Below are 15,907 nucleotides of genomic sequence, written 5' to 3'. Positions count from 1 at the left end.
ACCACCCTGCCTTATGTTTAAAGTTTAATGACTTTGCACAGATGATGCTTCATTTCTTCAGAGATGGAAAAAGTGAATCTGATCTGATCGAATCACCGAGCACTGCAATCAACAAGAGCACTTATAGTACGATTTTGATTCTTTCTGTTTGGGTTGTGACTTTTGCATTTTTACATGCATTGGATGATTGAATAGTTTTAATCACTTCATTGCGACTGGGTAAAATCTTTAAACTTGAAACAATTTCCCCACCCGTTTTACAATCTTCCTCACCCAACTTCTCACTAAAACGCCCCGGATGACTCGAAGATTCAGCAGTTGCAATAATTTTAGCTTTCCACCCATCAAAATAGACTAAATCAGTTGTCTGGGAAACTTGCCCCTGCCCCGAGCCTGCAGACTCTATTTCAACCAAATCGATTGGTTTTGCTCGATATTGCACCGTATGTACTGTGAAATCATTGGCTTGACCACCGAACTCAAGTATTCGAGATTGTTTTAACTTTGGGCGCGTTAATATATAGCCTCCCCAAAAATTTCGTCCTGCATTTTCAAATGTTACACCAGAGAGATAAGCCAGCTCTCCAGACAACAAATGAACCTCTTTCATATAATCAATCATGATCGCTTTGGCGGGTGTCGCTTGAGAATCGTTTAGGTTCGTTATACTGTTGATCACTGCTTGATCTGTAGGAGTTGCTGCAAAACTCAGGGCAGATGCACTTAGAACAAAAACCATAGTACTCAATCGAACTGAAGAATAGTAAAGCATAAAATAAACGCTCAAATTTTGTGATGGATTGTGTGCTTAACGTCCCCATTCCATTTTAGCCATGTATGGACGTATTTTTTTAATTCGTTGAATATTGGTTTTTTCAATCTGAGTTAATTGGTTTTCTACATTGGTACTACATGGCATATACCAGTTTTGATCAGCAAATTGATTGGCAATTTCACGATTTGCAAATGAATAACCATGTCGTGCATAAATTTCATTACGCATCCAATCCAGTTCTTCTGCGGGAATTTGTATATCTTGATCTTTCAATAAACGTTGAGAAGCAACAGGATAATCACCCACATCTTTTTGATAACGACATTGTTGCGGTTTTAAGTCAAAATATTTAGGTTTTACTTTTGCTGTTGTAGACTCCCAACTCGACTCCAACAGATTAGGTTGACTATGACTTACCACAAAAGTAAATACTCCACTGCTTGAAGGTGCACCGCTTTCAGTTGCGGTAATTTTATAGCCTTGAGCTGTGTTCTGTACCCTACCTGTGAAGTTCTGTTTGTTCTTACCCAAAATACTGTAACCTTTGACCTGATTTCGATCTATTGATTGAATAAAAACACCGATTTTTTGTTCATCATATTTTCCAGACCAAGATTTCTGTAATTGTTGAATATCCAGTGCATAGCCACTTTGAGTAAAAATTGCGGAAAGCCCTATACATGTTATTAATCGCTTATTCATTGTTATTCCTATTTGTTATGACGATGAGTGATACATATTCACGGTAATTTTAAAACAAATTATCGTATTTGTGGTGCAACATGATGCAAAAAAATCAAATTCAATCCAAATATAAACACTGTGTTTGGATATATCTTTGATTATAATTTACTGAACCCGTTTTATTACATAACAGTATGGCAAAAATAAAAAACAATCTGCCCACGATAAGTTTAGGTATAGTTTCTCTCTTGGTCTATGCCTATCTGTGTTACCTCATGGTCGCAATATGTTTGCAATATTTTCCTTGGAACACAGAACAGCATTTTTTATTGCTTAAGCAAGATGTAGTCAATACTCAACCTTGGCAGACGGCTTTTAAAATCCATGTGATCAGCAGTAGCTTTGTACTCATCGCTGGATTTACACAGTTTTTCCGTGTCTTTCGCACGCGTTTTCCCCGAATTCATCGCTGGAGTGGTTGGCTGTATCTGATCACCATTTTAGGGTTTTCTTTACCCAGTGGTTTAATTCTAGCTTTTTCAGCAGCTGGAGGATTATCTACCCAAATCAGCTTTGTCTTATTAAGTTCACTCTGGGCGATTACCACCCTATCCGCGTTGTACTTTTTATTGAAAAAACGTTGGATTTTACATCGTGACTGGATGATTCGGAGCTTCGCTCTCAGCCTTTCTGCATTAAGTTTAAGAACATGGAAAATGGGACTTTACACTTTACAGCCCTATTTTGATTGGCTGACACCTGTGCATATCTATCAATTGGAGTCTTGGTTAGGTTGGGTGGTTAATTTAATTATCGCAGAGATCATTATTTTCAAATTGCATTTATACAAGACAGAAAAGCCCTAAATAAATTTAGGGCTTTCGAATCACCTTCTAAAATTTAGCGAACGTTTTAATCTTTTCGCGTCACCGTGTAATGATTTAAATCCAGTTGTTTTAACTGATTACGAAGCTCTTGCAATGACCAAGGCCATGCCGCAAAATTTCGTCCATTTTCATCCAGATAATAAGACTTACAGCCACCTGCATTGAATACCGTTGTTTTTAGGTGCTTTTGTAGACGTCGATTATGTTGGGTAATCACATCCCCCTTAATTTCAAAACGGGTGAACTTCTGATCACGCATTTTTAATAAACCATCAACAATATAGCCGACTTGCGCTTCTGCAATACCAATAAATGAATCATAGACCAGAATATTTGGACCCAAGACCAAGAATGCATTGGGAACATGTTCAATGCTTGCACCTAAATACGCTTCTGGAGAACTGTTTTTCCATCGCTCTGCAAGGACTTGACCATTGGCATCATAAACACGTTTACCAATCGGCGGATGAGAAACTTCAAAACCTGTTCCCCAAATGATCACATCAACTTCATGACGCTCACCATTGGCTGCAATCACCGTATTACCGTCTATTTCCACCAAACCATGAGGTACAAGGTCAACATTGTCTTGTTGCAAGGCTGGATAATAATTGTTCGCAAACAATAAACGCTTACATCCAATGGTAAAGTTAGGGGTCACGTCTTTACGCAGTTTTTCATCTTTAATTTGTAATTTGAGTAATTGCTTACTTAAAAAATTGACAGGTTCGAGTACTTTCGGATTGCGTAACCCAAAGTTAATCCCATTTAAAATCTGAGCAATACTGTTGCGCCAAGTTTGTTGAATGACTGGAAACCTAGAAATAATCCCTTTCGCAGTTTCATTCAATTCCATGTCAGCCTTAGGAAGTACCCAGGGTGCTGTGCGCTGGAACACAATCAATTGTTTCGCTAAAGGTTGAACTTGTGGAATAAATTGAATTGCTGAAGCGCCCGTGCCAATGACAGCCACACGTTTACCTGTTAAATCATAATCATGATTCCAACGTGCAGAGTGAAACATTTCCCCCTTGAATGTTTCAATACCTTTTAATTTAGGCATCGAAGGTTCAGTAATTGGACCTGTAGTAAAAATCACTGTTTTTGCTTGGTAAGCGCCTTTAGATGTTTCTAAGTGCCAAATATGTTGTACTTCATCCCATTTGGCACTGATCAATTCATTATTAAATTCAATTTTCTCACCAAGGTCGTATTTTTCCACCACCTCTTCTAAATAACTTAATATTTCAGGCTGTTTGGCAAACAGGTGACTCCATTTATGACTAGGAGAGAATGAAAAAGAATAAAGCGCAGATGGCACATCACAACCGCAACCTGGATAATTGTTATCACGCCACGTACCACCAACACGGTTGGCTTTTTCTAGTACAACATAGTCATGATAGCCCACTTGATTCATTTGATAAGCCGCAGCAATTCCAGAAATACCTGCCCCGACTACAATAGTATCGTAGGTATGGACGGGCTGTTTTTTCTGAGCACTGGTTACTTTTTTATCAGCAGTCTGTTCAGCGCTCTCTGGTTTCGCTGTTGTTTGAGTTGTAGCTTTTGGATGAGTCGACTTTACCGCAGCTTTAGCCGTTTTTTGAATCTCCGCTTTAGCAGCGCCAACTTTCGCAGCATTGGATTTCGCAGGCTTGGATACGGTTTTTACTTCCAATGCTTTGTCTTCTACATTTGCAGATTGTGCTGTGCTCGGTTGAGTCACATGCTTAATCTCTTCCAACGTTGTTTGCGTTGTCGTCTTTTTCACGCTTTTATCTTCTGGATGTGTATCTAAAGTGGTTTCAGTCGTCATAGTCGTCTACTCAAATCTTATTTTACGTATTTATTAAATAATGGATAACCAATACCCAACACCTTGGCATACAATGCTGGCGAAGCACGTTTCATGATCCAGAACAGCTTTGCGTCGGGTTGCGGAATGGTATAAAGCTTGTTTGCATCCAGATTATTTAAGGTCTTGATAGCAACTTGATCGCTGGTGGTAAATGCATGATTCATTAGCAAATCATCGGCTAGCCCTGCATAATGTCCCGGTAAACGACCATTTTTCATAATATTGGTTGGTACCAATGTTGGACATAACACATTGACACGAATATTGTCTTTGCGAAGTTCAGCGGATAGGGTTTCTGACAAAGCCAATACACTGGATTTGGTCACGTTATAAGCCGTCATCTCTGGTGCTGCGGTATAACCAGCCGCTGAAGCCACATTAATAATTGCGCCACGACCTTGTTGTTTGAACTTTGGGACAAAGTAATGACAGCCGTGAATCACTCCCCACAAATTGACATGCATACACCATTGCCAATCCTCTAAAGAAACTTCATCAAACTTGCCACCTAAACCGACACCCGCGTTATTAATAACCAAACTCACAGGATGATTCATTAATTTTTCAGCCTGTTCAGCCAGCGCTTTGACTTGCTCTTTCAATCCAACATCACATTGCACAGCAAAGGCTTTTCCTGAAGTTTGTGACTCAATCAAATTTACCGTTTCTTGAGCAGCGTCTAAATTAATATCGGCACAAACAATCGTTCCACCACGCTTGGCAAGCTCCAAGGCAAAACTACGACCAATTCCACTGCCAGCACCAGTCACCACTGCATAAGCATTTTGGCTAGGTTTTACTTTTTTAGAAAAAAATCCCATATCACTTCAATCCATCTATTTTTTTATTTTACGAACGCAATGTCGGGTAAAATTCTTTCGTTAAATAAGGCGTAAGAATACCGTTCTCAGGGTTCAGCAACTTTTCTTTGTAATATTCCAAAAATTCAGAGGTATCATGATCATTTGGATGAAAATTTGGACGTAGATAATCAAAAATATGCTTAAAGCTACTGCCATAAACACCATCTTTTAAACCAAAAATCAGGCGAAAATTGTAAGGAATCTCACTCCAATAACGTAAGCTGATTAAATTTTTTGGATTCCGATAAAAAGGAACCAAAAATGAAGCTGCTGAAATCAATACAAGAATCGTGATCAAAGCAGGGAAAAATCCAGCAATACGTAATAAATAGTTATTTGATAATTCTTGAAAAACATCAAAGGCAATGTCTTTATGCTCAGATTCTTCAAGCATATGCCACATCCAGATCGCACGCTGTTTTTCATCTTGAGAACGGAAGAAAATTTCCTCATGATTCATCATGTATTCCGCCAAAACAGCCGTGAAATGTTCAATTCCCGCCATCAATGAAAGTTTCATTGGCTGAGGAAGACGTTCAAATCCATATTCAAACGCCCATCCTGCCCAAGTACGGAAAAGCTTTACAGGCAAATCACGCATTAAATAGGCTTCGTTTAACTCTTCATGCATTTTAGAATGAATGGCTTCTTGACCAATCAATGATGTTACACGTTGCTTAAGCAAAGGATCAGTGATGAAATCACGATGATATCGTGCAGTATCAATCACCAAATCTTCACCGCGTGTCAAAAAAATTGACAATGAAGCAAAGTAAGCACTTGCTAACTCGGCATCCATATAAAATCTGTGATCGAGTTTTGCTGGATCAAAATCAAATTTCATATGCCGAATAGGAATAATCGGTGTTTGATTTGCCAAACTAAATGGCGCTGCAGCAAACATTTTAGCGACAGCTTTTTTTAACGGTTTCACGAACATAGAAAATACTCTTTATTCATTTAATCTGGTCACCCATGCACAGGTCTATTTAACACATGGCACAGCTTGCCTTTTGAGTAAAAACTCTAATTTGATCACTAAAAATTACGACATGCTTTGTCAATTACCATTGGCATATGCAGACATTCGATTAGCAAATTATGACAACCACAATGGATTGTCTAACAATTACTCTGCAGTGTTGTTCTTCAAGATAGAAAATGTCCCATGAAGATAAGTTCTGTGATGTGTTGAGAAATCAAAGTGGGGCAAATGTGCTATTAAGCAATACAAAAAAAGAGCAACCATTTAGGGTCTGTGGACATTTCATAAATGGCTTGCGTTGTAGGTTAAAATTGAGCAGGTAAGGCATGAAATGAAGAGAATAGCGAGACTATTTTTAAGTTTCATAACGTAGCCTGAGATAATTTTAACCACAACCCTGAGCAAGAACAAAGCACTGCTTTGTTTGCAGCGCAAGGCGCAGCGGGGACTAGCATGTTTTTTGTCGCTTCGTCGTTCCCTTGCGAAACAGTGTTTCTCATCATTTAGAATGACTAAATTTCGTATTTCGCGCCTAGAATCGCCTAAAAAACACACCTAGTCGCAAACATAGACGAATTGTCCACAGCCCCTAGTCACTCTTGTTTAAAAAGATGTTCAATTCACTCAGGTTTAGCTGCGGATCGCTGGCGTAAATTCTTTGATAAAATATGGAGTCAGCGTTCCTGTCTCTGGATCAAGTAGCTCTTTCTTGAAATAGTCCAATAGTTCACTGGTGTCATGATCATTGGGATGAAAACTTGGGCGCAGATAATCAAAAATATGCCCTAAACTACTGCCAAACACACCATCTTTTAAGCCAAAGAGTAAATCCCAACTCCCCTTCGCTTCTCTCCAAAAGCTTAAACTCAAGGTATTTTGCGGGCGCCGTAAAAACGGCAAAAATAATGCACCTGCACCGACACCCACTCCAAGCGTAATCAAGGCAATAAAGAATCCTAAAATGCGTAAACTATAATTTGCTGAAAGAACTTGATAGGTATCATATGCAATATCTTTGTGTTCAGATTCTTCAAGCATATGCCACAACCATAAAGCACGTGTTTTTTCATCAAGTGAATGATTAAAAATATCTTGGTGTGTCATGGCATATTGAGCAAAAACAGCAGTGAAATGCTCGATTCCAGCCATCATTGAAAGCTTCAATGGCTGTGGAAATTTTAGAAAAGTATTGTTAAATACTTGTTCAGCAAGAAAACGGTATAGTTGTACTGGCAAATGATTGGGAATCATCGTTTCATTATATTCTTCGTGGACTTTAGAATGAATCGCCTCTTGCCCAATCAAACTGGTTAAACGCTGTTTCAAGATTGGATCTTTGATTTGGTCACGATGGTGACGTGCAGTTTCAATTACCAATTCTTCGCCATAAGTCAAAAAAATTGAAAGTGCTGCAAAATAAGCAGTCGCCCATTCCTTTTGCATAAAAAATTTGACATCCAGCTCATCAGGGCTGAATTTAAAATCAAAATGACGAATCGGAATATTAGCAACCTGCTCAGTTAAATTCACCAATTGGCTGGGAAAAACTTTTGCAAAGACCTTTTTGACTGGTTTAGCAAGCAACATATAAAACCTCATCTGTTTATCTATAGCGCAAAGCTTTGTCTAAAAATCCAGTACAAATTCACATTCCTAGTCAAAACCATGCTTTTATACAGCCGAAATTAAGACATATTGCATCAAATACCATTAGCATTTACGGTCAATCGATTGGCAATTTATGACTATCCAACAAAGTGTCAGACAAATAACTGAAACAAGTGTATTTGCTGATAAATAATGACCCGAGAGGACATTTTTAATCATCCACTTAACTTGGACCTGAGTTTAAAAAGTCGTTATGGTGAGTCACAGATTGATTTGATGAAGAAATGAGACTGACGTGTCTAATATTAAAATTGTTGAAGCTTGGCTAGATATAAAATCATATTCCTCCGTCGCAAAACTTTATGTAAAGTCATGGTCGCCTGATCAGCACTCAACTACACCAATCATTCTTTTGCATGATTCTTTGGGCTCAGTAGAACTTTGGCGAGACTTCCCTGAACGACTTGCTGAAATTACAGGACGTCATATCATTGCCTACGATCGATTAGGCTTTGGACAATCATCTCCCCATCCCGACTTCTTGGATATTGATTTTGTGAAAAATGAAGCAATAGAAGGTTTTTCAGTCATTTTAGAGCAATTCAAAATTCAAGATTTTATGGTGATGGGACATAGTGTAGGTGGTGGGATGGCAACTCACTGTTCTGTTCAGTATCCAAAGCAATGTAAAGCCTTAATCACCATTTCAGCACAGGCTTTTGTAGAACAACAAACCCTTATTGGAATTCAAGATGCCAAAACCAACTTTCAACATCTAGGACAAATGAATCGTCTTAAAAAATATCATGGAGAAAAAGCTCAATGGGTTTTAAATGCTTGGACTGAAACATGGTTATCTTCCCAATTCCGCCATTGGCAGTTAAGAGACACGATAACACAAATACAATGTCCTCTCTTGGTCATTCATGGAGAACTGGATGAATATGGCTCTTTGGCTCAACCTCAACAGTTTATCGATTATGCAACTAAAACAGTTCAATTAGAAATTATTGCAGGTGCAAAGCATATGCCACATAAAGAAAATCCTCAGCAAATATTAAATATTATTCATACTTTTATTGTAGGACTTGAAATTGCATAGCGTCATTTCATAAAAATGATTTGATTTCAATCTCATTCAATCCAATGAACTTTAGGGTCTGTGGACATTTCATAAATGGCTTGCGTTGTAGGTTAAAATTGAGCAGGTATGAGGAGTATACTCCGCAAGGAAATGAAGAGAATAGCGAGACTATTTTTAAGTTTCATAACGTAACCTGAGATAATTTTAGCCACAACCCTGAGCCAGAACAAAGCACTGCTTTGTTTGCAGCGCAAGGCGCAGCGGGGACTAGCGTGTTTTTTGTCGCTTCGTCGTTACGAACTACTTATTTAGAATGACTAAATTTCGTATTTCGCGCCTAGAATCGCCTAAAAAACACACCTAGTCGCAAACATAGACGAATTGTCCACAGACCCTATACTTTTATCAAGATTCTTAGAAGATTTGTGAATCACAGATAAGCATATTTAATTGATACAGATGATCTCGTTGGACTTACTCATCATTATAAAATTGATTGTTATTTGGCTGTCCTATATTCAATGCTAAACTGATTCTAACTTTATTTTAATCCCTGCTAACAATGTTGAATTACTTTTGGCGCTTGGCAAAAATACTCAAAATTGATCAATTTAAATATCGCCCATTAACAAATGGAGAAATTCGAATTAGCCGAACTGTGTTTGGTGACTTGATTGATTATGATCAGGTAAAAATCATGAATCACCCATATTTGCCTTGGCAACCCGTTGGCATCTTAATGGCACCTAATGGCTATATTCATTTAAAAGATGCCGATTATTGTGAAGATTTTTCTTGCATGAGTTTAGCCTATCAAGCTGTATTCATTCATGAAATGGCCCATATCTATCAATACCAACGCCATGAAAAAGTCCTGCTAAAAGGTGCAATTTTGCAGTCTGCAATGTATCTTAGTTTTGGTCGCTATAACCCTTATCGCTATACTTTGGTTCAAGGAAAGTCTTATTTTGACTATAATATCGAGCAACAAGGAGACATCGCTAAAGACATTTATTTAAATCGAATTGAAAATATCATTTTGAATTAAATCAAAGCTAAAATTTGACACTTTTCGCTTTGCTTCGGACTTTTTTGTGATCTATTTCATGATTTTTTTAAAAAGAACATTAATTCCGATGTAAAAAGCAAAAAATAATGAAAAATCACTAGTTTCTACAAAAAAAATACTCTAAATTCATGGTGTCATTGATGCTGCACTGAATAAACTTGATGAATCACTAGCTTCTGACATTTTTTTAGTTAAAATACTCAATGTCTGAAATTTTTGCCTTGCAAAAAAATAAAGATTTTTGATGATTTTTTGATGATTTTATAGCTTCGCCCTTTGGCAGTTTTTGTTGTGTCTATATATACATACGTTGAATAACTACATTTTAAAAATCAACAAAATGTATATAAATTACCCTATTGGAATAGGATTTGGTTTAAATGAAAAGTTTTAAAATTGCTCTTGCGCAATTCTCTCCATTCATTGGTGATCTTGATTCAAATGTTCAAAAGATGATTGAGCAAGCCAATGAAGCAAAAAAACAGAATGCTGAAATTATTGTTTTCCCCGAACTTTCTATTATCGGCTATCCAGCTGAAGATTTATTTCTACGCCCAAGCTTAGCTAAACGTACAGCTCAAGCTTTTGAAAAACTAGCCACGATCAAAGATATTGTTTTGGTATTTGGTTTTGTAAATCTTACAGATGATGGTCAACGTTATAATGCTGCTGCTGTCATGAAAGATGGTCAGGTACTCGGTATTTATAACAAACAAAATTTACCTAACTATAGTGTATTTGACGAAAAGCGTTATTTTAATGAAGGTCATCAACACCTCGTTTTTGAATACTTGGGTCATAAGTTTGGTGTATTGATCTGTGAAGATGTCTGGTCACTCAATACAGTTCAACAGTTAACTCAATTGAATGTCGAAAGCGTATTGGTACTCAATGCTTCACCTTATGAAGTTGGTAAACCTCAACACCGTATCGTAACGCTGAAAGAATTAGCGAAACAATTGAATTTGCACTTAGTCTACGTCAACCAAGTCGGTGGGCAAGACGATCTGATTTTTGATGGTACAAGTTTTGTGATTAACCAATCAGGCGAAGTTGCATTACAAGCACCGAGCTTCATTGAAGACCTCTACTTTACAGAATACCAAATCGAAAACAAAAGCTATCAAGTCGTCGAAACTGCACCTGCTTTAAGTACCATGGCTGAGATTTACCAAGGTTTAGTTTTAGCAACACGTGACTATGTGCAACGCTCAGGCTTCCCTGGTGTAATTCTTGGATTATCAGGAGGTATTGACTCCGCTTTAACGCTTGCAATTGCTGTTGATGCAATTGGTGCGGATAAAGTTCAAGCGGTAATGATGCCTTATACTTATACCTCTCAAATCAGTGTTGAAGATGCTACTGAGCAAGCAAAGCGTATGGGAGTGACATTTGGTATTGCTGAAATTCATCCAATTGTAAACAGTTTCATGCAAACGCTCTATCCTTTCTTTGGCAACTCACCTGCTGATGCAACAGAGGAAAACCTTCAAGCTCGTGCGCGTGGCACACTGTTGATGGGTTTATCTAATAAATTTGGTAATTTAGTGCTTTCAACAGGCAATAAATCTGAACTTTCTGTCGGTTACTGTACTTTATATGGCGATATGGTGGGTGGTTTTGCAGTACTGAAAGACGTTTATAAAACCATCGTGTTTGAATTGGCGAAGTATCGTAACAGCATTTCTGAAACGCCTGTAATTCCTGAACGTGTGATTACCCGTCCACCTTCAGCTGAACTTCGTCCAGATCAAAAAGACCAAGATTCACTACCTGCTTACGATATACTCGATGCGATTTTATACGCCTATATCGAAGAAGAACAAAGCCAAGAGGACATCATCGCCAAGGGCTTTGAACGTGAAGTGGTCGAAAAAGTAATTCGTCTTGTTGATCGCAATGAATACAAACGCCGTCAAGGTTCAATTGGACCACGCATCAGTTCACGTGCATTTAGTCGCGAACGTCGCTACCCGATTGTAAATGGCTGGAAACCTGGTGTATAAGCCTCGTGAATGTGAATAATTCACTCCCAGCGAGCTTTGCTCAGGAACTTGCTCAAGCACTTTTGCTTGAGCAAGTGCGTTATACCAAACAACAATTACTTGATCAAAAAAATCCTCAATTCATTCAAAATTTTATTTCTCAAACTTATCAGAATGCTGACAAAATTCTTTTAAAAGACGTGATACAACTTGAACAACTCTGTTCAGTGGTTCAAAAATATGCATTTGAACTAAATTTGGGCGCTGATATTCTTGAGTTTATTGGTGTCGTTGCGCAAAAAATTCATCAATATGCAATTGGTAGCCAAACCGTTATCAATGATTTACTTTCAGATGAATCATTTGAATTATGGATGTTCAAAATTTTAGAACTTGAACAGCTCCGAGATTATCTTCAAGAAAATTTACAACATAATCCACAGATTCAACAGGTCAGCTTGCAACTCGCCAATCAAATTGTTGAAAGTAACACACCTTGGCTTAATCAGCTTCGCCACTACACAGTTAAACAAAATCGTCTTGGTTCCAAAGTCATGAGCTTTATCCAAGACCAACAGCAAAATATTGAATTAAAATTAGAAAACCAACTTGCGTCAGCAATACGCAAACAACTCAGCACGATTATTATGCTTCCCAATGAGGATTTAGCAGATATCGCGACACACATCTGGACTGAAATCAAACAACGCTCCTTAAAAGAAACGTTTTCTCAACTTCAATCCATAGATTTTGAAGAGTTCTTTATCTTGGTTTATGAAACATGGAAAGAGCTTCGCGAAACAGAATATATGCAACAGGTTATTCTTAATGTAGTAGAAGCATTTTATGAATATTTTGGTGAATACAGTCTACAGGAATTATTACACTCTGTAGGTCTAGATAAAAATGACTTATTCATTGAAGCAGATCGCTTTATTCCACATACATTAGGTGCATTAGAACAGCACGGCTTGTTAGACAGCATCATCCAATCTTTGATTGCACCATTCTACTTAGATCCACAAACCCAGCGCTTTATAGAAAATTTTCTTGCTGAAAAAGCCTAACCATTGATAAAACATAGATCGTCTTTCTATAGACAACGTCTCAGTTAAGCGATTTAAATCATCAATATAAAGTACATTAACCTGAGTTCAATAAAAATCCTTGATGAAAGATGATACAGTCAAACCGCCTGATTATTCATACAAGTGATTTGGATGATTCATTTATTTTGTACTTTTTGAATCATTGATGGTCTTGCTATCGTGAGTCGCCATGTTGAGCGGGGGTAAAGGATGTAACCCTCGCTCAACGAAAGATTTTTGTCACTTTTCATCTCTGAAAAGTGAGGCATCGCCTACGCAAAACAATTTAAACTTTAGCACTAAAGTGTGGCAGTGCAAGCTTTAGATCATCAAACAATCTATTGATCGCCTTCATTTTATTGATCAAGAGAAATAAAACTATATTGATGGTTGCGCTTACGGAGCTTCGCTCCTCATACCAAAACAAGTATGGCGAGCCCTTGCGGAGCTCCGCTCCTCATCCAAAATCGGATGGTAATACTCCCATTTTTAATTGATTTAATAAGTAGAAAACCAAAGCCCTTATCATTGTTTAAATTTAGGTGGTTTACCATCAACTGACATATGTGGTCGTTCATGATTATAAAAGTGTTGCCATATCGTTGTATAGTCTTCAACTTCTTCAAGCTCTCGAAATAAATATTGATTCAAACATTCATATCTAACTGTCCTGTTGAAGCGTTCGACATAAGCATTCTGTTGTGGATGTCCTGGTTGGGTAAATACATGCTCAATTCCATGTTGAGTACACCATGCTTCCATCAAATCACTAACATATTCGGGTCCATTATCACTACGAATACGCTTTGGCTTACCTCGCCATGCAATTAATTGATCCAATCCCCTCAGTACTCGTTGAGCTGGCAAAGAAAAATCAACCAATATATTCAATGCTTCACGGTTATAATCATCAATAACATTGTGGATTCGGTAACTGCGACCATCACTCAGTTGGTCATGCATAAAGTCCATTGACTACGATTCATTTGGTGCCGATGGAACTGTAAGCGGTTCAGGCTTTATTCGCTGAATGCGTTTGTTGGGTTTAATTCGTAGGTTAAGCTCAAGCTCCTTATAAATTCGATAAACACGTTTATGATTCCATGAGTAGCCTTTGACATTACGTAGGTACAAGAAGCAAAGCTGAAAGCCCCAAGTCTTATTCTCGTTGGTGAGCTTCAGTAGCCAGTCTGCAATCATCTTATTTTGCTCATCTAATTGAGCTTTATAACGATAACAGGTTTGACTAAGTTGAAAGATGAGGCAGGCTTTACTCACTGAAATCTTAAATTGTTCAACGGCTCGCTGAGCAAGAGATTTACGTTGTGCAGGCTTTATAACTTCTTTGACAGTGCATCCTGAAGAATATCTGCTTTAAGGCGTTCGTCAGCATACATACGTTTCAGACGAGCATTTTCAGCTTCTAATTCTTTAAGTCGTGTCATCATTGAAATATCCATACCTCCATATTTCGCTTTCCATTTATAAAATGTAGCGGAACTCATTCCATGTTCACGGCATAAGTTAGGCAAAGGTGTTCCTGATTCAGCTTGTTTTAAAATACTCATGATTAAGCTGTCTGAATATTTAGATGTTTTCATAAAAAATCTCCTTGAACAGGATTATTCGATTTTCTACTTTTGAGTTCAATTATTTTGAGGGGGGATTACCGGATGAAAATCCAGAAAAAATCCACATAGATTTATTATCTTTCAATGAGTTGAAGATTTAATTGTATCGAATTCACATTACATTAATAAAAGCTTAATATCATCAAACAACATTTTCATATCATGGATTTTGTGAGTCAAAGCAAATTATATTTTACTGTAACTGCTTTCAACAGATTGAGGATATGTATATGTAGCACTAGAAATTTCATGGTTGATAAAGCTTGCCCTTATTTAAAAAACCATCACGACACATACATTGGTAAAAGGCTAATATATAACTACGATGTGTTGGATAAATTGAACATCCTCATGTAACAATTTCAGTTCTCTTGTTTTCGTTATAAACATTTCAAGCTTTATTAAAATAATGTTTGATTTAATTCAGCCTGATCACACAAATTTTTTAAACTCATGTGCTCGACATAGGGTTTCGCGCTAAAAAATTTGAGGACACAAAAAAAGAGACCATGCGGTGAGCATGGTCTATAAAAATGGTGGCTATGACGGGACTTGAACCTGTGACCCCCGCATTATGAGTGCGGTGCTCTAACCAACTGAGCTACATAGCCATAAACTGTGTGCGCATTATCTAAAGTTATACACCCTACGTCAAGCACTTAAATAAACTAATGCTCACACTTTAAACAATTGATATTTAAATGTTTAAAATTAATACATATTTATGTTTTTATCAGAAAATTAGCATATTCAAGCGATAAAATTATCCTGTAATCTACCTACAATATTTTAATCGTCGCTAAATTAAAGATTTAATTTTTTATAGATGAAGATGTTTGAATAAAATAAGACCCAAACTAATTTTATAATCATAGAGCACTATAGCAACTATCGAATTTTAATGTTTCCAAGATTCAAATCTTGCAATAAAAAAGAGAGTGTTTACCACTCTCTATTTGCAACCAGCTCTTCCATTTCAAGATCAAGATAACCTTGATCCTGTATCACCATCATCAACGCTTCAGCAATATAATCTGCTGCAGTATCATCCAGTGAGGAGTCTAAGTCTTCAAACTGAGGCTTCATTTCATTAATTTCAGTCACAGTCAGATTTGCCAAAGAATAAATTTCAGCATCGCTAAAACTGGTTTTAGCCACCTTTTTAGCAAATTGTTCAATGAGTTGCTTTATTTCGGCAACTAGAATATCGGGATAATATTCATCATCGAACATTGGGAGAAGTAGATCGTTAAACATAGCAACCTAAAATAAAACAGCAATTCACGCGCTTATATAACACAAACCATACAATTCACCAAATCTACTTGCGACCTTAATGCTATTTTTTATATCACTTTTCTGATTAGAGAGAGAAATGCGCTTCAAT

The 15,907-nt window shown here is 37.3% G+C and carries 12 protein-coding genes, 1 tRNA gene and 1 pseudogene; 5 read left to right on the top strand and 9 right to left on the bottom strand.

Going from position 1 to position 15,907, the window contains the following annotated elements:
* Nucleotides 1-121: 121 nt before the first annotated feature.
* Both AC1Z3T_RS18240 and AC1Z3T_RS18235 read right to left on the bottom strand, forming a co-directional pair.
* Nucleotides 122-739: a hypothetical protein gene (locus AC1Z3T_RS18240; protein WP_009585086.1), complete on the bottom strand. Its 618-nt coding sequence runs from the start codon at nucleotides 737-739 to the stop codon at nucleotides 122-124.
* Between the two features lie 69 nt (nucleotides 740-808).
* On the bottom strand, nucleotides 809-1,477 hold the full coding sequence (locus AC1Z3T_RS18235; RefSeq protein ID WP_474045677.1) for a YARHG domain-containing protein: 669 nt from the start codon (nucleotides 1,475-1,477) through the stop codon (nucleotides 809-811).
* A 176-nt stretch (nucleotides 1,478-1,653) separates the two neighbouring features.
* Between AC1Z3T_RS18235 and AC1Z3T_RS18230 the strand changes: the two genes are divergently transcribed.
* Nucleotides 1,654-2,325, top strand: coding sequence for a DUF2306 domain-containing protein (locus tag AC1Z3T_RS18230; protein ID WP_042090059.1), 672 nt, complete (start codon nucleotides 1,654-1,656; stop codon nucleotides 2,323-2,325).
* Between the two features lie 46 nt (nucleotides 2,326-2,371).
* Here AC1Z3T_RS18230 and AC1Z3T_RS18225 read toward each other — a convergent pair whose 3' ends face one another.
* The 4 genes from AC1Z3T_RS18225 to AC1Z3T_RS18210 all read right to left on the bottom strand — a co-directional run bounded on the left by AC1Z3T_RS18225 (nucleotide 2,372) and on the right by AC1Z3T_RS18210 (nucleotide 7,642).
* The gene (locus AC1Z3T_RS18225; protein ID WP_483396836.1) at nucleotides 2,372-4,165 is read right to left on the bottom strand and encodes a flavin-containing monooxygenase; all 1,794 of its coding nucleotides are present in this window, start codon (nucleotides 4,163-4,165) and stop codon (nucleotides 2,372-2,374) included.
* 17 nt (nucleotides 4,166-4,182) lie between these two features.
* Entirely contained in the window at nucleotides 4,183-5,028 is an 846-nt protein-coding gene (locus AC1Z3T_RS18220) for an SDR family NAD(P)-dependent oxidoreductase (RefSeq protein WP_009585084.1), read from the bottom strand.
* Nucleotides 5,029-5,056: 28 nt separating this feature from the next.
* Nucleotides 5,057-6,010: a metal-dependent hydrolase gene (locus tag AC1Z3T_RS18215; protein WP_121774307.1), complete on the bottom strand. Its 954-nt coding sequence runs from the start codon at nucleotides 6,008-6,010 to the stop codon at nucleotides 5,057-5,059.
* Between the two features lie 675 nt (nucleotides 6,011-6,685).
* The gene (locus AC1Z3T_RS18210) at nucleotides 6,686-7,642 is read right to left on the bottom strand and encodes a metal-dependent hydrolase (protein ID WP_058971985.1); all 957 of its coding nucleotides are present in this window, start codon (nucleotides 7,640-7,642) and stop codon (nucleotides 6,686-6,688) included.
* A 316-nt stretch (nucleotides 7,643-7,958) separates the two neighbouring features.
* Between AC1Z3T_RS18210 and AC1Z3T_RS18205 the strand changes: the two genes are divergently transcribed.
* From AC1Z3T_RS18205 to AC1Z3T_RS18190, 4 genes are all read left to right on the top strand, one after another.
* Nucleotides 7,959-8,765 carry an alpha/beta fold hydrolase gene (locus AC1Z3T_RS18205; protein ID WP_483396835.1) on the top strand — a complete coding sequence of 269 codons (807 nt, stop codon included), beginning with the start codon at nucleotides 7,959-7,961 and terminating at the stop codon, nucleotides 8,763-8,765.
* 544 nt (nucleotides 8,766-9,309) lie between these two features.
* Complete coding sequence (locus tag AC1Z3T_RS18200; RefSeq protein ID WP_004829453.1) at nucleotides 9,310-9,795, top strand: hypothetical protein; 486 nt, start codon at nucleotides 9,310-9,312, stop codon at nucleotides 9,793-9,795.
* Nucleotides 9,796-10,196: 401 nt separating this feature from the next.
* Complete coding sequence (locus AC1Z3T_RS18195) at nucleotides 10,197-11,822, top strand: NAD+ synthase (RefSeq protein WP_151797984.1); 1,626 nt, start codon at nucleotides 10,197-10,199, stop codon at nucleotides 11,820-11,822.
* Between the two features lie 5 nt (nucleotides 11,823-11,827).
* Entirely contained in the window at nucleotides 11,828-12,868 is a 1,041-nt protein-coding gene (locus AC1Z3T_RS18190) for a hypothetical protein (RefSeq protein WP_005032964.1), read from the top strand.
* A gap of 546 nt (nucleotides 12,869-13,414) precedes the next feature.
* Here the strand turns inward: AC1Z3T_RS18190 and AC1Z3T_RS18185 are convergent.
* The 3 genes and pseudogenes from AC1Z3T_RS18185 to AC1Z3T_RS18175 all read right to left on the bottom strand — a co-directional run bounded on the left by AC1Z3T_RS18185 (nucleotide 13,415) and on the right by AC1Z3T_RS18175 (nucleotide 15,777).
* Nucleotides 13,415-14,490 (bottom strand): annotated as a pseudogene (locus tag AC1Z3T_RS18185) (IS3 family transposase).
* A 564-nt stretch (nucleotides 14,491-15,054) separates the two neighbouring features.
* Nucleotides 15,055-15,131, bottom strand: a tRNA-Met gene (locus AC1Z3T_RS18180).
* Between the two features lie 331 nt (nucleotides 15,132-15,462).
* Nucleotides 15,463-15,777 carry a DUF5713 family protein gene (locus AC1Z3T_RS18175; protein ID WP_004829456.1) on the bottom strand — a complete coding sequence of 105 codons (315 nt, stop codon included), beginning with the start codon at nucleotides 15,775-15,777 and terminating at the stop codon, nucleotides 15,463-15,465.
* Between the last annotated feature and the right edge of the window lie 130 nt (nucleotides 15,778-15,907).

The organism is Acinetobacter sp. B-6 (assembly GCF_056930735.1).
This window is presented reverse-complemented; position numbering and strand designations above follow the sequence as displayed.